Origin of the sequence: Snodgrassella sp. B3088, from assembly GCF_026535815.1 — a bacterium.
Classification (GTDB): domain Bacteria; phylum Pseudomonadota; class Gammaproteobacteria; order Burkholderiales; family Neisseriaceae; genus Snodgrassella; species Snodgrassella alvi_E.
In genome coordinates this window covers 476,073-496,971 of sequence record NZ_JAFNPG010000002.1, presented here as the reverse complement: position 1 = coordinate 496,971, position 20,899 = coordinate 476,073, and the positions used below count along the sequence as shown (strand labels likewise).

The following is a 20,899-nucleotide window of genomic DNA, read 5'->3' as shown; positions in this document are numbered from 1 at the left end:
TTATTTCCTAAACAAACATGGATAAAATACAGACAACTCAATTACATATAACCCAAGTTCATTATGCTTCGTATGTAACCATTAATCATTTGATTTTACTAAAAAATACAAAAAAGCCTGAACATTGTTCAGGCTTTGGATAATCGAGGTGAAAATTAACGCAAACTATCAAGAATAGAATAAATTGGGCTTAGAATTGCTTCCCCAAGACGCAGAGAGCGCTGACCATTCCATCCGAAATCATCATCTGGCCACTGATTATTATCTTTAAATGGCATTTCCAAGGTGTATGCCAGACATTTAAATGTTTCACCGATATAGGAAGTAGCAATATTCAGATTGGCCTGACCAGCTGCATCTTTTTCATAGCCATATTTATCTTGAAAATCGGGACTGGCCACCAAAAAAGCCTGTTTGAACTGCTCCTGTAATTGATGCAAACGCTCATCAAAAGAAGGAATACCTTCATTACCAGAAAGGAATACGTAAGGAATAGATTCGTCACCGTGTATATCCAAAAACAAATCCACGCCGGTCTCATGCATTCTTTCGCGTACCAGATACACTTCGGGGCTGTTATGCATACTCGGATGCAGCCACTCACGATTCAAATTGGCTCCGGCGGCATTGGTGCGCAAGTTGCCCAGTACCGAACCATCAGGATTCATGTTGGGAACAATATAAAAAGTAGCTCGATCCAGCAAGGCTCTTGCTGTCGGGTCTTGATGGTCCAGTAAGCGTCCAAGCACGCCTTCGATAAACCATTCAGCCATGGTTTCACCCGGATGCTGGCGCGCAATAATCCAAATTTTTAAATCACTGGCAACTTGATTGCCGATAGTGAGTAAATTGATATCACGTCCTTGGATAGTGCTGCCTAAATCTTCTATCTGACACAATCCACTACTTTGACTGTCACCCAGTAAATTCAGATGCTGTTCATAGGTATATGGTTCGAAATAGGCGTAGTACACACTGTTGGACAATGGCGTATGGCAAATGGTTAAGATGCCATTTTCTAAAGTTGTAGGGACACGAAACCAGTTTATTCTGTCATAAGAGCACATGGCCTGATAATCTTCCCAGCCGGCTGGATAAGCTGATTCGGCTGTGTTGATAAAATTCAGACGAAGATTTTGGTAGGCTACGCCCTGCACGCGAAAATAAAACCACTGACGAAATTCGGCAGCATTGTCTTTGGGAAGTTTGAGCAGGATATTAGATGGATCATTGGCTTCAACAATTTCAACCTTACCACCATCAAACTGTGTGCTGATTTTAAGCATGCAACCACTTTCATTTAAACAACGGTCTTAATTCTTATTGTAATCTTTCTGTATTCGACTTACCACGTCTGCCAGAAAAATTTATGGCAATTTGATAATCATTTTATATTGAGCGATAAATTGCGATTGATAAAGGATTTAACGATTCCGCCAATGGAATGCTTTTTTCTGGACGTTCAATGCAATCAGAATCACTGGCAGCAGAAGTGATACCAGTCTAGGTGCGGCTATGAAACTTTTAGATTACTATTGTTTGAATTTTAAAATCTTTTTAGGATTATGATAAATTCTTCGGCGCACAGCAGCGCATTCCGCTAAAATAAGCAGTTATTTTCTGGTTTTTGGCTTTGCAATGGCCAGAATACTCCTATCAGAATTAATTTAAATTAATGGCTTACATGAACAATATACGCAATTTTTCTATCATCGCCCATATTGACCATGGGAAGTCGACCTTGGCGGATCGCTTTATTCAGTATTGTGGCGGTCTGGAAAACCGGGAAATGAGTGCTCAGGTGCTCGATTCGATGGACATTGAAAAAGAACGCGGCATCACTATCAAGGCGCAGACAGCAGCTTTGCAATACAAAGCGCAAGACGGGCAAGTGTATCAGCTGAATCTGATTGATACTCCAGGACATGTGGATTTTTCCTATGAAGTATCCCGCTCGCTGTCTGCCTGTGAGGGAGCTTTGCTGGTAGTAGACGCCTCGCAGGGGGTGGAAGCGCAGACAGTAGCCAATTGCTATACCGCAATTGATTTGGGCGTAGAAGTCCTGCCGGTGCTGAATAAAATTGATTTACCGGCAGCTGAGCCTGAGCGAGTGATTGAAGAAATAGAAGATATTATCGGTATCGAAGCCATGGATGCAGTGCGCTGTTCAGCTAAAAGTGGTGTCGGTATTGAGGATGTACTCGAAGAAATTGTCAAGAAGGTACCCGCACCCTCAGGTAAAGCAGATGCTCCATTAAAAGCTCTAATTATTGACTCATGGTTTGATAATTATGTAGGTGTGGTAATGCTGATTCGCATGGTGGACGGCTGTGTCCGTTTGAAAGATAAAGTGCGTTTCATGGCTACTGGTGCGGAAACACAGGTAGAACAACTTGGTATATTTACGCCCAAATCGGTGCAGAAACAACAATTAAATGCTGGTGATGTGGGTTTTTTTATTACGGGAGTGAAAGAACTCGGTTCGGCCAAGGTAGGCGATACCATTACACTGGCTCGAGAACCCGCCAGTGAACCTTTACCCGGATTTAAAGAAGTACAGCCACAGGTATTTGCTGGGCTATATCCGGTAGAAAGCCACGATTATGATGCTTTGCGTGAAGCGCTGGAAAAATTGCAACTGAATGATGCGGCGCTTAAATTTGAGCCAGAAGTTTCTCAAGCACTGGGCTTCGGATTCCGTTGTGGCTTTCTGGGTCTCCTGCATCTAGAAATTGTACAAGAGCGACTGGAACGCGAATTTGACATGGATTTGATTACCACTGCGCCAACAGTGGTTTATGAAGTGTTGCTAAAAAGTGGCGAGCGCATTGAAATTGAAAATCCATCTAAATTACCAGATATCGGCACACTCGAAGCCATTTATGAGCCAATCATTACCGCAACCATTTTATTGCCACAAGAATATGTTGGTGCTGTGATGACATTGTGCAACCAGAAACGCGGTGTACAGAAAAACATGCAGTACATGGGACGGCAGGTGATGCTGACTTATGAAATGCCAATGAATGAAGTGGTAATGGATTTCTTTGACAAACTCAAATCAACATCGCGTGGTTATGCTTCACTGGATTATGAATTTTTGGAATTCAGAGCAGCCGATTTGGTGAAATTGGATATTCTGGTCAACAGTGAAAAGGTCGATGCACTGAGCCTGATTGTACACCGTAGCAATTCAGTCCATCGTGGACGAGAGCTAGTTGCCAAGATGCGCGAACTGATTCCACGGCAGATGTTTGATATTGCGGTACAAGCTGCCATCGGCGGTAAGATTATCGCGCGTGAAAATGTTAAGGCATTGCGTAAAAATGTGCTGGCCAAATGCTATGGCGGTGATATTACGCGTAAGAAAAAACTACTGGAAAAACAGAAAGCCGGTAAAAAACGCATGAAGCAGGTAGGCAATGTAGAAATTCCGCAGACAGCCTTTCTGGCGATTTTACAGGTGGGAGATTAATACATGTCCAAGACAATGATTATCGGTGCTGCAGTATTGCTGGTACTGGGTATTTTGCTGTTTCTGAAAAGCACAAAAAAGCGTGAAGAAAACGGTGAATGGAGCGGTTCGCTGCAATGGGGCTACCTGCTGATGTTGGTAGGTGCGTTTGGTCTGTTATCAGTGCTGATGAGTTTTACTGCAGTACTACTGTTGTTTGTGCTGTTTACAGGCATAGCCTGGTTTAGTCATCGCCGGAAAAGGAAAAATTCTGCTCAGCCCGATGATAATCACTTTACTGATTACATGAGCGGTTTTTTTCCCATCATTCTGGTGGTTTTCATTCTGCGTACTTTTGTCGCCGAACCTTTTCAGATTCCCTCTAGCTCAATGCGGCCGGGGCTGATTCCGGGTGATTTTATTTTAGTAAATAAATTCGCCTATGGTATTCGCTTGCCTATTCTAAACAATGTACTGATTCCGGTACACAAGGTAGAGCGGGGTGATGTAATGGTATTTAATTACCCTCGTGACACTCGAGTAAACTATATCAAACGTGTAATCGGCTTGCCGGGAGATGTGATTACTTATAAGGACAGAACACTGACCATAAATGGTAAGGTAGTTAATGATATTGATGAGCAGAAAATATATAGCTACCAAGAACAGGTACCTAATCTGGGCAAAATTATGATTCAGGCACAACAGCAAACTGAACAGCTAGGTAACAAGGCAATCGAAGTATTGAAAATGCCGCAGCAACCAGCAGTTATCTTAGAAGGTGTTCATTCTGATTTTCCGAATAGAGAAATGTGCTCATATTATCCTGACAGTAGTGGCTTTAGCTGTACTGTACCAGCAGGCCAGTACTTTATGATGGGTGATAATCGTGACAACAGTGAAGACAGTCGTTACTGGGGTTTTGTGGATGATAAGCTGGTAGTGGGTAAAGCGTTTTTGATATGGCTGAATTTGGGTGATATGAAACGAATCGGCACTAAAATTCAGTAATGTCTGATTTTAAGCGCAAGAATCTGTCTTGCGCTTTATCTTTTGTAGTGCACCTGCAGTTAGTATGCGAATGTAGGAAATGTTTGTCGGTAAAGAAATTAGATACAGGATTTATAAATAATAAATGAAAAAAAATGATTTACGCCATGAAAATGCTTTGATTAATGTACAAAAAATGCTTGGCTACCACTTCAAACGCACTGATTTTATACAACAGGCATTGACGCATCGCAGTTACAGCGCGTTACACAATGAGCGGTTTGAGTTTATTGGCGACTCAATTTTAAATTATTCGGTAGCTAAAATGTTGTTTGAGGCCTTTCCACGCCTGACAGAAGGGGAGCTTTCCAGAATGCGTGCCAATCTGGTGAATCAGGATACTCTGGCTCAGATTGCGGCCGAATTGAAAATAGGCGATGCACTATTGCTGGGTAGCGGCGAACTGAAAAGCGGCGGATTTCGCCGGCCTTCAATATTGGCCGATGCCATGGAAGCCCTGTTTGCCGCGGTGAGTTTTGATGCAGATTTTAATACTGCTGAAGCCGTGGTAAGGCGTTTGTATGCGGAGCGAATCCGACATATTAATCCTCAAGACAGCGGCAAAGATGCTAAAACCCGCTTGCAGGAAGGTTTGCAGGCACGACACATGCCCTTGCCAAAATACCGAATTGTAGACCAGATTGGGGAAGGACAGGATCAGCAGTTTTTGGTGCAATGTGATCTGGGTGAAACCGGCTTCCAGACTGAAGCTGCAGGGCATAGCCGCCGTGAGGCAGAGCAGCAAACCGCACAAACAGCTTTGGATTGGATGGAAAAGCATTTTCCACTGGCCAAAACCAGAAAAAAATAAGAATTCATGGCTAAACTATAAATGATATTTCTCGGTTAGCGGCTTGCTCTAAAAGCAAGTTTTTTCAGCAGATGAAAATATCGGCATGAAATGTGAGATTAGATTAGATTAGCTTTTCTTTTGCTATGCTAAAAGCCTATCAAGTTTGGACAAATATTTTACAAATAAGCAGATATATATTGTCAATTCAAAGCTTTGCGTTAAGAAAAGCGATAGGTAATTTTGTATCCTTCTCCAGAAGGTTAATGCATTATTTGGTATTGTTAGATAGCAAAATAGCAAAAAAGCTTGATTATCTGGACTACCGGTTCATCTTAAAAAAAGCTAAGTTATTTTTTATTGATGGATTATGATATCTTCGATTTATCCTTTTACTGAAAAGCACCTCTTCAGAACATTGATTTAATAAGAAAAAAACTTTGAGTTTAGTTTTGGCGCAAATCATTTGTCTAAATGATAAGTAATCATTTATTCTGATGGCTAAGTAGGAATGAATAAATTATATGCACTTGCTTTTGCACGTTTTGTATTAATTTTAGCCTCGGCAAGGCTGTCTGTATTTTTTGAAAGAATGTATGTCTGTAAAGCCCGATTACCAGTATCCCTCCTCATCCGATAATTTCCGTTGCGGTTTTGTGGCCATCGTAGGCCGCCCGAATGTGGGTAAATCCACATTGATGAATCATCTGATAGGCCAAAAAATCAGTATTACCAGTAAAAAAGCTCAAACTACACGCCATAAAGTGAATGGTATCTATACCGATAACGAAGCTCAGCTGGTATTTGTGGATACACCCGGTTTTCAAACATACCATCGCAATGCATTAAATGACCGTTTAAATCAGAATGTCACCGAAGCAGTTGCCGGTGTAGATGTGATTGTATTTGTTGTTGAAGCTTTGCGCTTTTCTGACGCAGATCGTGAAGTTTTGCAGCAACTACCTAAGCGTATTCCAGTGGTATTGGTTATCAATAAAGTGGATAAGGCGAAAGCCAAAGACCAGAGCGTGATGCAAGCATTTATTGAGGAAGTGCAGCAAGAATTTACTTTTGCCAGCATTACATTGGTCAGTGCCAAGCATGGTCTGGGTGTTGCACAGCTTGTACGCACGCTTAAGCCAATGCTTCCACACGGTATACCGCTTTATCCGGAAGACATGGTTACCGATAAATCGGCACGTTTTCTGGCCATGGAAATTGTTCGCGAAAAACTGTTTCGTTATCTGGGCGAAGAACTGCCCTATGCGATGAATGTAGAAGTAGAGCAGTTTGCAGAAGAAGAAGGGCTGTATCGCATATATATTGCTGTACTGGTGGATAAAGACAGCCAGAAGGGCATTCTGATTGGTAAGGGTGGTGAAAAGCTAAAAAAAATATCTACTGAGGCTCGGCTAGATATGGAAAAATTGTTTGAAACCAAAGTATTTTTAAAAGTTTGGGTAAAAGTGAAATCGGGCTGGGCGGATGATATTCGTTTTCTGCGTGAACTGGGTATGTAAGCTGTTTGGGGCTACCGATAGCAATCAATCAGTCATGGTAAATGATTTTGTTTACATCAAAATATTCTGATATCCTTAACATGTTGCAGAACAGATAACTGCAATGTTGCTGTGTTTGGAAAATCAGATGTCTACACAATGCTATTAAATATTCTAGATTTTGTTCACACTACAATCCGTCAGGTTGTACAGGCTGGAGATACTGTAATAGATGCTACGGCAGGTAATGGATACGATACGTTGTTTTTAGCATCCTGTGTAGGTCCTACTGGGAAAGTAGTGGCCTTTGATATTCAACCTGCAGCTATTGTATCTACACGTACCAAACTGGAAAGTGCTGGTATGAGTGATTGGGTAGATCTGATACAGACAGGCCATGAACATATGAATGAATATATCAAAAGCGAAGTTCGTGCCATTATGTTTAATTTGGGCTATTTACCAGGTGCGGACAAAAATTGTACCACTACAGCCATTACCACACTTAAAGCCATGCAGACTGGATTAGCACATCTAGCACCTGGTGGCATACTGGCAGTGGTAATTTATCCTGGTCACGAGCAGGGTAAAATTGAGGCAGAGGCCGTTCTAAGCTGGGCAGAAGAATTGCCGCAACAGCAGATATCCGTGCTGCAATATGCTTTTATCAATCGTGTTCACGATGCACCCTTTGCTTTATTCTTACAAAAGCGCAATTAAAAAACTACGAAAATAATCATGAGGAAAACACATGAAACGCAAGGAACTCATACAGCTGGCTGCTACAGTATTGCAGCGGCTTGATGCCATACTACCGCCTTTGGCTCAGAAACCAGACTGGACAGCTATTGCCTACCGCTGGCATAGGCTGGGTAATAAAGGAGTTCTGGAAAGCCTGCCGCATCCGCATACATTTGATCTTAACTGTCTAGCCGCTGTTGATGAGCAACGCAAGCAACTAGTACGCAATACTGAACAGTTTCTAGCTGGCCGTTCTGCAAATAATGTATTGATGACCGGTGCACGTGGTACAGGCAAATCCTCACTGGTAAAAGCTTTATTGCATCAATATGCCAGCAAGGGTCTGCGACTGGTGGAAGTTGACAAAAATGATTTACTTACTTTGCCTGCGTTGCTGAATATACTAAAACAAAGGCCGGAAAAATTTATTTTGTTTTGTGATGATTTGTCGTTTGAAGATGGCGACGAAGCTTATAAGGCTTTGAAAACCACACTGGACGGCGGTTTATCACAACGCTGTGATAATGTATTAGTCTATGCAACTTCTAATCGACGTCACTTGATGCCGGAATATATGGCTGACAATATGGCTCAGACAAGCCAAGGCGGGGAAGTCCATCCACAGGAAGCGGTTGAAGAAAAAGTGTCTTTGTCTGATCGTTTCGGATTGTGGCTAAGTTTTTACCCATTTGACCAGAATGCTTACTTGCAGGCCGTAGAAAACTGGCTGGCTGAGGCAGGTTTACAAATGGATGATACTGCCCGACGCGCAGCACTAAACTGGAGCCAGAGCCGCGGCAGCCGTTCGGGCAGGGTGGCATGGCAATTTGTGTGCGATTGGGCTGGACGAAAACCAGAAGAGCGCACTCTTTAAGTATTGACAGCTTTAATCGTTGATATATTGGTGTCTCTAAACAAACATAAGACTTTTGATAAGGTATATTTTTATCAAAAGTTTTTTCAATGAGTAGTGGCTTGAGATTCTGAAACTAAGAATTGCGAGGAATCAGTTTTAAACCTTGATCAGCTAACGGACAGCAGTATGAATGGATGTTAAAAAGCTTTTATTCTCATCCTTTTGTGTCAGAATTGCTATCTTAAAATTCCAATTCAGTTATCAAATAAATCCGATTGAACTTTGGGCGGAGCGACCTGTACACTGCGCTCGCCGCTGGCAAAACGAATATTGAGAAACTGACCGGTTTTCAGTTTGTTACCATCACTAATGATATGTCCACGCTGATTGGTTACCACACTATAACCTCTGGCCAAAATCTGCAAAGGTGATACAGCCTCAAGTAACGAATTCTGCTGTTGTAATCTTTGCTGTGCCTGTAGCAGAATGTGTTGCCATAACTGCTGCAATTGCTGATGTTGAAAAACAAGCCTCTGGTGCGCATGGTCGGTTTGAGGCCGCAGATTGATTAAAAGGTGCTGTTGCTGTAAAAGATTTTGCTGGTGCTGCCTGAATTGCCGCTGCATGCTGAGCTGCAATACGCGCTGCATATCTGATAATTGCTGCTGTTGTTGCTGCCAATTTTGCTTTGGGTGTCTTAATTGACGTGCTAGCCAATCAAGTCGTTGTGAAGCATCATAATAGCGTTGCTGCAGTATTTGATAGACACGGTTCTGCAATAAAGCGACATTGCGCCGCAATTGTGCCATATCTGGGCTAACCAATTCTGCGGCAGCAGTAGGCGTAGGCGCGCGCACATCAGCGGCGAAATCTGTCAGGGTGAAATCAGTTTCATGACCCACACCACTCACGGTCGGAATAATGCTATCGGCTACAGCACGAACAACCATTTCCTCATTGTAAGACCACAAATCCTCAATACTGCCACCACCACGGCAGACAATCAGTACATCAGCTTGAGCATGTTGATTAGCACTGGCAATAGCCGCTGCAATCTGCATTTCACTGCCGGCTCCCTGTACCGCTGTAGGGTAAACAATCACACGAATACCACTATGGCGCCGGCGTAAAGTTGTCACCACATCGCGTAAGGCTGCTGCCGCCAGACTGGTTACCACGCCGACTACCTTCGGATGAGCAGGTAAAGGGCGTTTACGTTCGGCTGCAAACAGGCCTTCTACTGTTAATTGTTGCTTGAGTCGTTCGTAAGCTTCGTATAACTGTCCCAAGCCTTTATGGCGTACGGCATTAACGGTAATCTGAAATTCTCCACGGGCTTCATAAATACTGATTTTGCCGGAAACTTCCAGATGATCACCCTCTTGCAATGGCTGGCTCATTTGCTGTGCTACACCTTTAAACAATACACAGCGAACCTGCGCGCGCGCATCTTTTAGTGAAAAATAATAATGTCCACTGGCTGCACGGGTAAGATTGGAAACTTCTCCGCCTACCCACATACCAATCAGATTCTCTTCGAGCAACTGCCGCGCACATGCGTTTAGCTCAGAAACACTCAGCGCCGCAGGCGCAAAGAATTCAGACATAGAAGACACCATTATTTTTTTGTAAATTTATTAGGTGAATATTATACGGACTTTTATGTTGAGTTTCAGTTCCGTCTGCGCGCCATGGTATAGTAGTATTTTATCGTTGAGAGCCACAACATGGACTGGTTAGCCGGTTTAATACAGCGTCACTGGCAGCATCCTCAAATGGCTTTGAGTATCGCATTGTGGCCGCTTGCCAGAATCTTTCAGACCATAACCTGGCTGCGTCGATTATTTTATCGGACAGGTATATTATCTAGCACCAAATTGCCATGCCCTGTAGTGGTGATTGGCAATATTCATGTTGGTGGAGTAGGTAAGACACCGCTTGTAGCAGCTTTGGTAAAGGCACTGCAAGCGCGACAAATAAAAGTAGGTATTATCAGCCGGGGATACGGGCGCAGCAGTAAGACGACTGTTATTGTTGAAAATGGCGCTGTTGTCAGTGAGGCCGGAGATGAACCTCTAATGCTGTTTCAGCAAACACAGGCACCAATTGCAGTGGCCACCACACGTGAAGCTGCCGGCCAAGCACTGTTAGCTGCCTACCCAGACATACAGCTCCTGATTAGTGATGATGGCCTACAACATTATGCTTTGAAACGAGATATGGAAATCGTGGTTTTTCCATCTGCTGATATCGGCAGAAAAATGGATGTACTGCCAAACGGTCCTTTACGTGAACCTTTACGCCGGCTGCAATACGTAAATGGTATTATTTTTAGTCAGGGTAACCAGCAATCTATACAACAGGCCAACCAAGCGGAGCTAATCATTAATAACCAATGGAAAGGTTATAGCTCAATCAATTATGGCGCTTTTTATTCTTTGAATGAGCCGCATCGTACGGCACAGGCTCAAGAATTTAGAGGCAAACATTGTGCTGCCATAGCTGCCATAGGGCGTCCGCAGCGTTTTTTTCTGGCATTGCAAAATTTAGGGATTGAGCTTGTACAAACCGTAGCATTAAATGATCATGCCAGCATTGAATCGGCAGACTGGCCAGAGGCAGACGTGGTATTTATCACCGAAAAGGATGCAGTTAAACTGACCACATCCGTGCCTAACAACATCTGGGTTTTACCGCTTTCTGCACAGATATGTCCTGATTTAGCGCAGTTTATTCAGACTGAATTACAACTACAACAGCGCCCATAAATTCCGATAGTTATTTAATTAAACAGATGCCATCAGCACTGGCTGCTGGTAAAATTTGTTCTAGGAAAGTATCTTGGCTGATATCAATTGCCTCATTTACACGAGAGCATATTCAGAATAAAGCGGGATGAGTACGTAACGGATAGAGAAATGTTGTACTGTCTCACTATTCCGTTATATGGTAAAGTCATTGATGATTGCGATTGGAAATTAAATAAGCGGCTGTGCCTGATTCAAATACAATCCGAATCGATAAGGATATAGCTTGCCACTACAGTGGTATGAAGGACTAAAAATGGATCAAAAATATTTGGATATTCTGGTATGCCCCGAATGTAAGGGGAAACTACAATGGCATACACAGCAGCAGGAACTGTGGTGTCGGGCATCTCGTCTGGCTTTTCCGATTAAAGATGGTATTCCCTATATGCTGATTAATGAGGCACGTCAGCTATCAGATGAAGAATGTGCGGCTAGCGCATGAGTAATTTTATCGTATTAATTCCGGCTCGTTTGTCTTCCAGCCGTCTCCCTAATAAGGCTTTAGCAGATATCCATGGTAAACCCATGGTGGTACGCGTAGCCGAGCGTGCGCAACTAAGTAATGCAGACAGAATAGTTGTAGCTACAGACCATGCAGATATTCAGGCTGCCTGTCAGGAGCATGGAATTGAAGCAGTGCTCACAGCCACCGAGCATGAAAGTGGTACCACTCGGCTGGCTGAAGCTGCAAGGATTTTGAATTTGGCTGATCAGGATTGTGTTATCAATGTGCAAGGGGATGAGCCACTGATTGAACCAGAGCTAATAAATGCTGTGGCTATGCAGTTGGCGCAAAGCAAGGCTCCCATGGCTACCGCTGCACACAAATTAACTGATTACGCTGATTTTACCGATGCGAATTGCGTTAAGGTTGTGCTGAACAATCAAAATAATGCCCTTTATTTCAGCCGTGCCCCGATACCATGGCCGCGGGAACTAATGCGTAGCGGCGCTGAAGTAATGCCTACGGATATCTCCGTGTACCGGCATATCGGTATATATGGCTATCGGGTACAGTTTCTGCACCAATATACTGAGCTAACTCCATCACCATTGGAACAAATTGAGTCACTGGAGCAGCTACGGGTGTTATGGCATGGTTTTAGTATCGCAGTACAAATTACCTCTCACGCACCGGCGGCTGGCGTGGATACAGCAGCTGATCTTGAACGCGTACGTGCCAGCTGGACAAACTGACAACATCAAATCTGAACAGTTTATCTTTTATTTAACTTAAGTGTTTTTCAGGAGTTGCAATGAAAATTCTATTGTTAGGCGCGCCAGGAGCCGGAAAAGGCACTCAGGCACAATACATTACTGCTGCTTTCAATATTCCTCAGATTTCTACCGGAGACATGCTTCGTGCGGCTGTTAAAGCCGGCACACCTCTGGGTGTTGAGGCCAAAAAAATTATGGATGCCGGCGGATTGGTACGAGACGATATTATTATTGGCTTGGTTAAAGAACGGATTGCTCAGCCAGATTGTGCCAATGGTTTCTTATTTGATGGCTTCCCGCGCACGCTGGCTCAGGCTCAGGCAATGGAAAAAGCAGGTGTGCATTTGGATGCAGTGGTAGAAATCGCTGTACCAGATGAAGTTATTATCGAACGCCTATCCGGCCGCAGAGTTCATCAACCGTCAGGGCGTACCTATCATCTGATTTACAATCCACCCAGAGTCAACGGCGTAGACGATGAAACCGGCGAACCGCTGATTCAACGGGACGATGATCAGGAAGAAACCATCAAAAAGCGTTTGCAGGTTTACCATGAGCAGACAGAAGTGCTGATTGATTTTTATGGCAAACAGGATGGTGACAATGCGCCAGATTATATCCGTGTAGACGGTACACAGCCAGTAGATGCAGTGAAAACTCAAGTGTTGGCAGCATTAAAACTATAATATCAGTAAAATCATCAGGCTGTCTGTTCGAAAGGGTAGACAGCCTGAAAATTAGCTGCTATGTACCGAACGATTTCATAATCAAGAATACTGAATAGATATTCTGTTCCGGAGAATTTGGTATGAATATTGCCAAAACCGTGCTTGCAACCCTATTACTTGGTATATGTGCTCTAGCACTGGCACGAAAGGAAACCTTATATAACGAACACTATATAGGTCCAGACGAAAATCAGGCATGGGAAGAGCAGGCTGTACCATTACCCGCCTATCCTGCAGGTAACCAGCAGTGGGTAGATGTATATATCAACCAGACTTACAGCGGCCACCCCAAGCTTTTGCTCAACAGCATTTCCATCAATCCCGATCGAACTGTGCACTATATTCTGAATCAGCAATCTGCGCAGGGCATTAACAATCTTTCAGCAGAAGCGATTCATTGTCCTACACGACGCATGAAAGTATTCGGCTTTGGTGATGATGTTAACAAACGCTGGATCCAGCCACGCAATGGCCAATGGAAGGTAATCGGTACTTCACTGAATGAACTGGATAGAGTGCGCTCTGTACTGTATCAGACCTTCTGTGAAGACGGCTTGCCGCGGAACCACAATGAATTAATGCAGCGCATCACAACTCGCGCTATGCGCTAGACAGGAAGATATGTGGATTGGTTAAATGATGCCCATATTTGGTGGCTGTTAATTCTAGGATTTAGTGCTGGTCTGATGGATGCTGCAGTGGGTGGGGGTGGGCTGTTGCAGATACCTGGCCTCTTTGGTGTACTGCCAGCACAAACTCCCGCTCCAGTTGTTTTGGGGGTGAATAAATTCGCTTCAGCCAGTGGCACACTAGTGGCCACTGCTCAATATACTCGCCGCATATCTGTACCCTGGGCTATGCTGATACCTGCAGCTGTACTTGCATTTGGTTTTTCGTATCTGGGCTCTCATATTGTTGTATACTTGCCAACGTCATGGATGAAGCCGTCTATTCTGGTTATTTTAATCGTGATGGCGGCATATACGTTTCTGAAAAAAGACCTTGGACAAGTTGAGCGCCAAAGTGTGCTTACAAAGCGCGAATACATACATGGTTTGATAATCGGTGCTCTTATCGGCTTATACGATGGCGTTTTTGGCCCAGGCACCGGCAGTTTACTGGCTTTTGTGTTTGTGCGGTTTTTCGCCTTTGATTTTATTACTGCTACGGCTTCATCCAAAGTTATCAACCTGACCACAAATTTTGCGGCTTTGTGCTTTTTTATTCCTCATCACTATGTAATATGGCATTGGGCAATTCCTCTGGCCATAGCTAATTTAACGGGCGGGCTAATTGGAGCCAGACTGGCCATGCGTGGCGGTACTAAATTACTACGCAAAGGATTTATTGTTCTACTATGTATTATGATTGGTAAATTTGGCTACGATTTGATGTGATTGATAATAGAATAAATGATGCATATTTAAGATGCAAACGCGGCAGTAATTATTCAAATATCTATCTATAGTTCAGATTGAATTGTCTTCTGTGGAAAGAGAAGATGAACGCCTTTTACAGAAAAACTGTTGTAATATTTGTCGCGATTCTGATTCCATTATTCCGCCTAGAATGGCAGTGTGCTGATTAAGCCGGCGATCGGCAAATAAATCTATCACACTGCCGGCTGCACCAGTTTTGGGTTCTGCAGCGCCATAAATAACTCTATGTACTCGAGCCTGAATCAAAGCACTGGCACACATGGCACAAGGCTCAAGAGTCACGTAAACGTCACATTTCTGTAAACGATAGTTCTTTTGTTTTTGGCTTGCTTCTGTCAGTGCCTGAATTTCCGCGTGATGACTCACATTATGATCAGTGATGCAACGATTGTAGCCTAGACCAATAATATTATTTTTATAAACAACTACCGCGCCAACAGGTACTTCATCCAATAACTGTGCCTGATGCGCTGCCATTAATGCATGACGCATCCAAAATTCCATGTTTTCTTTTGCTGGAAATATTGCTACTGGCGGATGTTGTTTGAGTTGTTGTCGCCAATTTTCTTTCTCTTCTGTGCCTATGCTTTGAACATTACAGTTTTCAGCCAGTGCAATCAATTGCCATAATACTCTTTCAGTAGTACCTGTACTAATATTTCGCAGTTGTAAAAAAGTTGTAATCGGGCCACGGCGCCGCAAATCTTCCACATTATGTATATTAATTTGTTTTAAGAAAGTAATCGTTTTATGTGGTAATGGGGGCGTGGTCATTAAGGTATTCATATGTCAAAACAAAATTAATGCACTTTATCTTACTATAATTCAATTTGATTCAAGTGAATAAATTATGTCTCATTATTTTAAAATAGTATTATTTTTAAATAAAATCGAACGACATCACATTAAATATTCATCCTTAAATATTCATCCTTATATTTAACGGCAGGATATCGAAAAAAGATGTTTTTAATTTCAGTTAAAAACTTTTAGGTTTTGATTTCTAGTTAGGAAACTGAAGTTTTGTTTGAGTTATTAATCTGTCTTTGTTCATTAACGGCCTGAGCGATGGCTGCTAGATGAATTTCATCGCTGTGATCCTCATGTTTTTCTGGAATAATCCCGAGCTTCTGGAAAAGAGCCTGATCCTTTTCTACCTGAGGATTTGCAGTTGTTAATAACCTATCGCCATAAAATAATGAATTAGCGCCGGCTAAAAATGCAAGAGCTTGAGTTTGTTCATTCATCTTTTCCCTTCCTGCGGATAAGCGAACATGGGATTTTGGCATCATAATACGGGCTACAGCTAGGACTCTAATAAAATCGAACGGATCAATATCTTTTTCATTTTCCAGTGGGGTACCTTTAACCTTAACTAAATTATTAATGGGTACACTCTCTGGATGTTCTGATAAGTTGGCTAATTGAATTAACAGATTTGCTCGATCTTTAATTGACTCACCCATGCCAAGAATGCCGCCACAGCAAATTTTCACACCGGCTGCTCTGATATAAGCTAGTGTTTGTAATCTTTCGCTATAAGTACGAGTAGTAATTATATGACCATAAAATTCAGGTGAAGTATCAAGGTTATGGTTATAGTAGTCCAATCCCGCATCGGCAAGGGCGGTTGCCTGTTCTTGCGTCAAACTACCCAATGTCATACAGGTTTCCATTCCCAATGCTTTTACTCCTTTTACCATTTCTAAAACATAGTGCATGTCTTTAATAGTAGGATGCTTCCATGCTGCACCCATGCAGAAACGAGTGGAACCTGCTTCTTTAGCAGCTTTCGCTTTATCAATTACTTTCTGTACTTCAAGCAATTTTTCTTTATTCAGCCCGGTATTATAATGGCCTGATTGGGGACAATACTTGCAATCTTCAGGACAGGCACCTGTTTTGATAGATAAAAGTGTCGATATTTGTATTTGATTGGCTGGAAAGTTTTGTCTGTGCACAGTTTGTGCCATAAAAATTAAATCATTAAACGGCAATTTTAATAATTCCATAACTTCCGGCAATGCCCAGTTATGGCGAATAGCACCTAATGACATATAAATTTCCTTTTGGTGTCAATCTGATAATTACAGTGCATCTTAATATGTAAAACTTTGTTGTCAACCGTTTTGAATATATTTTTATATTAAAATAATAAATTTTGAATTACATCTCTTTGAATTAGTTTATTTTTCATTTATAAATTAAATTTTTTTATCAGGTAAAAGCAATAATGTATTTACTGCTTTATATGAGAAAATTTATTAGAATCGAGCCAATCAAAGGGTTAGAAATTTTATTTATTTCAGCGATATTATGTGTAGATATTAATTCAAAATTTAATTAAATTGTTGAATCAACAATGTTTACAAATTAAATATCAGTAAGTGTTAAAAATTAGTTTGTTTTTGCTATCTTTTAGCTGGAAAATTTATCTGGGGCTGTTTTAGAATAAATATAATTTGATTAGCTCAGTAGATATTCTTTTCTGCATGGAATGAGCAAAATACTGGAAAGGGAAATCAATATGCAAAATTGTGTCATAATCACTGGACATAGCCGAGGATTGGGGCGCGCATTGGCTGAATATTATCTGAATCAAGAGGTTAAGGTGATCGGATTATCGCGCCATGGCTGGGATAATCCGCCGGAAAGGCTATTACAATATGCTATTGATTTTGCCAATACTGAAGCTATATCCACACTGGTGCAATCGGCCAGTTGGCAAAACGGACTGGAAAATAAAAATGAGGTCACGCTGATAAATAATGCCGGAATAGTGGAGCCAAATGCTCTGGCGGGTCAGCAAGGCTGTGATGCCATTTCCAAAGCCATAGCTGTAAACATCACTGCGCCTATGCTGCTCACTAATGCAGTAATTGCAGCTGCCACCAAAGCTTCTATACGCATTGCCCATATCAGCAGCGGTGCCGGTCGCCATCCCATTGCCGGCTGGAGTGTATATGGTGCCACTAAGGCAGCTTTGGATCAGCATGCGGCTGTCATTGCTGCGGAGCAGCATCCACGCGTGCGTATTGCCAGTATTGCACCTGGTGTAGTGGATACCAATATGCAGCAATGCATCCGTGCAGCAGATGCCGCCAAATTTCCCATGGTAAACAATTTTATTAACATGAAAACAAATAGCCAGTTGCAGAGTGCAGCCGAAACCGCACAGAAGATTGCGGCCATGATCGCTGCAGACGATTATGGTCAGCAAACACTGCGGGATGTGCGGGAGTAGACAAGGGTTTGTTATAATGGCTCCCTTTTTGCTTTGCCTGACAAAACTCCATGACCTCTGCCGCCTACCAGCAACAGCTTACTGAGAAACAATTTTATCTGAATAAATTATTTGCCGACTGTGCTTTTCCTGCGATGCAGGTTTTTACTTCACCTGCATCACATTATCGCATGCGTGCTGAATTCCGCATCTGGCATGATGGCGAAACATGCAGCTATGCCATGTTTGCTCCAGGGGAAAAGGCTGGTAATGGTAATGTGCAAAAATTGCAGCACTTTGCTGTCGCTCACAAAAATATCGATTCACTGATGCCAGTATTGCTTGATTGCATACAGACTAGTGAGTTACTTAAATCACGATTATTTCAGGTAGAATTTCTGACTACACTGGCTGGAGATACGCTAGTTAGCCTGATATATCACAAAAAACTGAATAACGACTGGATGCAGGCAGCTAAAGTCTTAGCCTCTGAGCTGGGTATTCAGATCATAGGACGCAGCCGTGGACAAAAAGTGGTACTTGAGCGCGATTACGTTATCGAACGATTAAGCGTAGATAATGAAGTGTTTCAGTACAAACAATTGGAAGGTGGCTTTACCCAGCCTAATGCAGTAGTGTGTGAGTCGATGCTTAGCTGGGCGACAAATGTTGCGAAAGCTATTCATATGGGAGATTTACTGGAGCTTTATTGCGGTAATGGAAATTTTACCTTGCCATTGGCACGTCATTTCCGCCGCGTACTGGCTACCGAAGTATCAAAAACCTCAGTACAGGCTGCCCGCTGGAATATAGATACCAACCAAATTCAGAATATAGCTATTGCACGGCTTTCGGCTGAAGAATTTACTGAAGCCTATACCGGTGTAAGAGATTTTAAGCGTCTTGTCAGCGAACAGATTAATTTGGCTGATTATGAATTCAGTACGGTATTTGTGGATCCACCACGAGCCGGTATTGATGCAGACACGCTGCAACTATTACAGAAATTCGACAATATAATTTATGTATCCTGCAACCCAGTTACCCTGCATGATAATCTACAAACCTTGTTAACAACACATCAGGTAAGGCAGGCTGCGATGTTTGACCAGTTTCCGTTCACGCCGCATATTGAATCAGGTGTCTGGTTACAGAGATGTTAATATCTAATTCATAGCATGTTTTTCTATTTATTATATTTTATATCAATAAAAAAACTGCCTGATATTTGCAGGCAGTTTTTTTGCAGAAAAACATTTTAATTCTGTTCTTCAGTTTGTACTTTCTGGCGCAGGCGCAAGCCTAGTTCCCGCAGTTGCTTTTCATCAACATGGTTTGGTGCATCTACCAGCAAGTCTTGTGAGCGTTGGGTTTTCGGGAACGCAATCACGTCTCGAATGGAATCGGCACCCGCCATTAAGGTTACCAAACGATCTAAACCGAAAGCCAGACCGCCATGGGGTGGAGCGCCAAATTTCAGATTATTCAGTAAAAAGCCAAATTTATTCTGCTGCTCTTCAGGCGTGATTTTTAGCGCAGCAAATACTTTTTCCTGAATATCTGCGCGATGGATACGGATAGAACCACCGCCGATTTCCCAGCCGTTTAATACCATATCGTAAGCACGGGCAATACATTCTTCCGGAGTGCTTGCGAGCAGGTCTTCGTGGCCAGCCTTAGGAGCGGTGAACGGATGGTGCATAGCAGACCAGCGTTGTTCTTCCTCATCATATTCAAACATGGGGAAATCAACTACCCATAACGGGCGCCATTCATCAGTAAAGTAACCATTGGCAGCACCATGTTCGTGGCCAATTTTGATTCGCAAAGCACCAATAGCTTCGTTTACCACTTTGGCTTTATCGGCACCAAAGAAGATAATATCGCCATTTTGAGCACCGGTTTTGTTAATAATTGATTGCAACGCGGTGTCTGACAGGAATTTCACAATTGGTGACTGTAAACCACTGTCTTCGCTGTTATTTACTTTGCTAATATCATTAACTTTGATATAAGCCAGACCTTTGGCTCCATAAATACCCACAAATTCAGTATAGGTATCAATCTCCTTACGGCTCAAAGAGGCACCGTTCGGTACACGCAAAGCTACAACACGGCCATTTTTCATGTCGGCAGCCGCACGGAATACTTTGAATTCTTCCGTTTTCATTACGTCGGTGAGTTCGGTAAATTGCAGGCTAACACGTAAATCCGGTTTGTCTGAACCATAAAGGAACATAGCATCATGCCAGCTCATGCGAGGAAATGTAGGCAATTCAACGGACAAGGCTTTCTGAAATACCAGTTTTACCATGTTTTCAGTGATGTCCATGATTTCGTTTTCGTTCAGAAACGATGTTTCAAGGTCGATCTGGGTAAATTCCGGCTGACGGTCAGCACGTAAATCCTCATCACGGAAACATTTAACAATCTGATAATAGCGGTCAAAACCGGCCACCATCAGTAATTGTTTGAATAATTGCGGTGATTGCGGTAAAGCGAAGAATTCACCTGGGAATACACGGCTGGGCACCAGATAATCACGCGCACCTTCTGGAGTGGAGCGGGTAAGCATCGGTGTTTCAATATCGATAAAACCTTGGCTATCTAAATAGCTGCGCACGGCCATAGCAACACGATAGCGCAAACGCAAATTATTTTGCATTACTGGACGGCGTAAATCGATAACGCGGTTGGTCAGACGAACATTCTCGCTGATGCCTTCATCGTCAATCAGGAAGGGGGGCGTAGCTGCAGTATTGAGAATCTCAATTTCTTTGGCAAGCAATTCAATGCCACCAGAAATCATTTTGTCATTTTTAGTACCTTCCGGACGTGCGCGCACGCGGCCGGTAATGCTCAATACGTATTCATTACGTGCAGAATCAGCCAAGCTGAATGCTTCCGGTGTATCCGGATCAATTACAACCTGTACAATGCCTTCTCGGTCACGCAGATCTATGAATATCACTCCGCCATGGTCTCGGCGGCGATGAACCCAACCCTTCACGGTGACGGTTTGGTCGAGGTATTGTTCGTTGATTAAGCCACAATAGTTGGTTCGCATTTTGATGCCTTTGTTACTGTGATT

The 20,899-nt window shown here is 42.8% G+C and carries 19 protein-coding genes; 14 read left to right on the top strand and 5 right to left on the bottom strand.

The window, feature by feature from the left end:
- Positions 1-155 precede the first annotated feature (155 nt).
- The gene (locus J3U75_RS02780) at positions 156-1,286 is read right to left on the bottom strand and encodes a M14 family metallopeptidase (RefSeq protein ID WP_267390395.1); all 1,131 of its coding nucleotides are present in this window, start codon (positions 1,284-1,286) and stop codon (positions 156-158) included.
- 398 nt (positions 1,287-1,684) lie between these two features.
- On the opposite strand from J3U75_RS02780, the gene lepA reads away from it, so the two are divergent.
- The 6 genes from lepA (at position 1,685) to J3U75_RS02750 (ending at position 8,408) form a co-directional block, all read left to right on the top strand.
- Positions 1,685-3,475, top strand: a complete 1,791-nt coding sequence (gene lepA / locus J3U75_RS02775; RefSeq protein WP_267390394.1) for a translation elongation factor 4 — start codon at positions 1,685-1,687, stop codon at positions 3,473-3,475.
- Between the two features lie 3 nt (positions 3,476-3,478).
- Positions 3,479-4,465, top strand: coding sequence for a signal peptidase I (lepB, locus tag J3U75_RS02770; protein ID WP_267390392.1), 987 nt, complete (start codon positions 3,479-3,481; stop codon positions 4,463-4,465).
- 124 nt (positions 4,466-4,589) lie between these two features.
- Entirely contained in the window at positions 4,590-5,315 is a 726-nt protein-coding gene (rnc, locus tag J3U75_RS02765; protein WP_267390390.1) for a ribonuclease III, read from the top strand.
- A gap of 575 nt (positions 5,316-5,890) precedes the next feature.
- On the top strand, positions 5,891-6,814 hold the full coding sequence (gene era / locus J3U75_RS02760) for a GTPase Era (RefSeq protein WP_267390388.1): 924 nt from the start codon (positions 5,891-5,893) through the stop codon (positions 6,812-6,814).
- Positions 6,815-6,952: 138 nt separating this feature from the next.
- Positions 6,953-7,513, top strand: a complete 561-nt coding sequence (locus J3U75_RS02755; protein WP_267390387.1) for a class I SAM-dependent methyltransferase — start codon at positions 6,953-6,955, stop codon at positions 7,511-7,513.
- 31 nt (positions 7,514-7,544) lie between these two features.
- Positions 7,545-8,408, top strand: coding sequence for an ATP-binding protein (locus J3U75_RS02750; protein ID WP_267390386.1), 864 nt, complete (start codon positions 7,545-7,547; stop codon positions 8,406-8,408).
- Between the two features lie 236 nt (positions 8,409-8,644).
- Here the strand turns inward: J3U75_RS02750 and xseA are convergent, their stop codons facing one another.
- The gene (xseA, locus tag J3U75_RS02745; RefSeq protein WP_267390385.1) at positions 8,645-9,997 is read right to left on the bottom strand and encodes an exodeoxyribonuclease VII large subunit; all 1,353 of its coding nucleotides are present in this window, start codon (positions 9,995-9,997) and stop codon (positions 8,645-8,647) included.
- Positions 9,998-10,117: 120 nt separating this feature from the next.
- On the opposite strand from xseA, the gene lpxK reads away from it, so the two are divergent.
- The 6 genes from lpxK to J3U75_RS02715 all read left to right on the top strand — a co-directional run bounded on the left by lpxK (position 10,118) and on the right by J3U75_RS02715 (position 14,543).
- Positions 10,118-11,158 carry a tetraacyldisaccharide 4'-kinase gene (lpxK, locus tag J3U75_RS02740; RefSeq protein WP_267390384.1) on the top strand — a complete coding sequence of 347 codons (1,041 nt, stop codon included), beginning with the start codon at positions 10,118-10,120 and terminating at the stop codon, positions 11,156-11,158.
- A 295-nt stretch (positions 11,159-11,453) separates the two neighbouring features.
- The gene (locus tag J3U75_RS02735; protein ID WP_267390383.1) at positions 11,454-11,642 is read left to right on the top strand and encodes a Trm112 family protein; all 189 of its coding nucleotides are present in this window, start codon (positions 11,454-11,456) and stop codon (positions 11,640-11,642) included.
- On the top strand, positions 11,639-12,397 hold the full coding sequence (gene kdsB / locus J3U75_RS02730) for a 3-deoxy-manno-octulosonate cytidylyltransferase (RefSeq protein ID WP_267390382.1): 759 nt from the start codon (positions 11,639-11,641) through the stop codon (positions 12,395-12,397). Before J3U75_RS02735 ends, kdsB begins: the two co-directional genes overlap by 4 nt.
- A 59-nt stretch (positions 12,398-12,456) precedes the next feature.
- Positions 12,457-13,104, top strand: a complete 648-nt coding sequence (adk, locus tag J3U75_RS02725; RefSeq protein WP_267390381.1) for an adenylate kinase — start codon at positions 12,457-12,459, stop codon at positions 13,102-13,104.
- 122 nt (positions 13,105-13,226) lie between these two features.
- Entirely contained in the window at positions 13,227-13,757 is a 531-nt protein-coding gene (locus J3U75_RS02720; protein WP_267390380.1) for a CNP1-like family protein, read from the top strand.
- 12 nt (positions 13,758-13,769) lie between these two features.
- Positions 13,770-14,543, top strand: a complete 774-nt coding sequence (locus tag J3U75_RS02715) for a sulfite exporter TauE/SafE family protein (RefSeq protein ID WP_267390379.1) — start codon at positions 13,770-13,772, stop codon at positions 14,541-14,543.
- Between the two features lie 72 nt (positions 14,544-14,615).
- Here the strand turns inward: J3U75_RS02715 and tadA are convergent, their stop codons facing one another.
- Positions 14,616-15,371 (bottom strand): tRNA adenosine(34) deaminase TadA, encoded by a 756-nt coding sequence (tadA, locus tag J3U75_RS02710; RefSeq protein WP_267390378.1) that lies wholly within the window; start codon positions 15,369-15,371, stop codon positions 14,616-14,618.
- A 221-nt stretch (positions 15,372-15,592) separates the two neighbouring features.
- A complete protein-coding gene (bioB, locus tag J3U75_RS02705) occupies positions 15,593-16,642 on the bottom strand; it encodes a biotin synthase BioB (RefSeq protein ID WP_267390377.1) in 1,050 nt (349 codons plus the stop codon).
- 470 nt (positions 16,643-17,112) lie between these two features.
- On the opposite strand from bioB, the gene J3U75_RS02700 reads away from it, so the two are divergent.
- Positions 17,113-17,829 carry an SDR family NAD(P)-dependent oxidoreductase gene (locus tag J3U75_RS02700; protein WP_267390376.1) on the top strand — a complete coding sequence of 239 codons (717 nt, stop codon included), beginning with the start codon at positions 17,113-17,115 and terminating at the stop codon, positions 17,827-17,829.
- 50 nt (positions 17,830-17,879) lie between these two features.
- The gene (gene trmA, locus J3U75_RS02695) at positions 17,880-18,971 is read left to right on the top strand and encodes a tRNA (uridine(54)-C5)-methyltransferase TrmA (RefSeq protein WP_267390375.1); all 1,092 of its coding nucleotides are present in this window, start codon (positions 17,880-17,882) and stop codon (positions 18,969-18,971) included.
- Positions 18,972-19,066: 95 nt separating this feature from the next.
- On the opposite strand, the gene aspS is transcribed toward trmA, so the two are convergent.
- Positions 19,067-20,875 carry an aspartate--tRNA ligase gene (gene aspS, locus J3U75_RS02690; RefSeq protein ID WP_267390486.1) on the bottom strand — a complete coding sequence of 603 codons (1,809 nt, stop codon included), beginning with the start codon at positions 20,873-20,875 and terminating at the stop codon, positions 19,067-19,069.
- Positions 20,876-20,899: the final 24 nt, after the last annotated feature.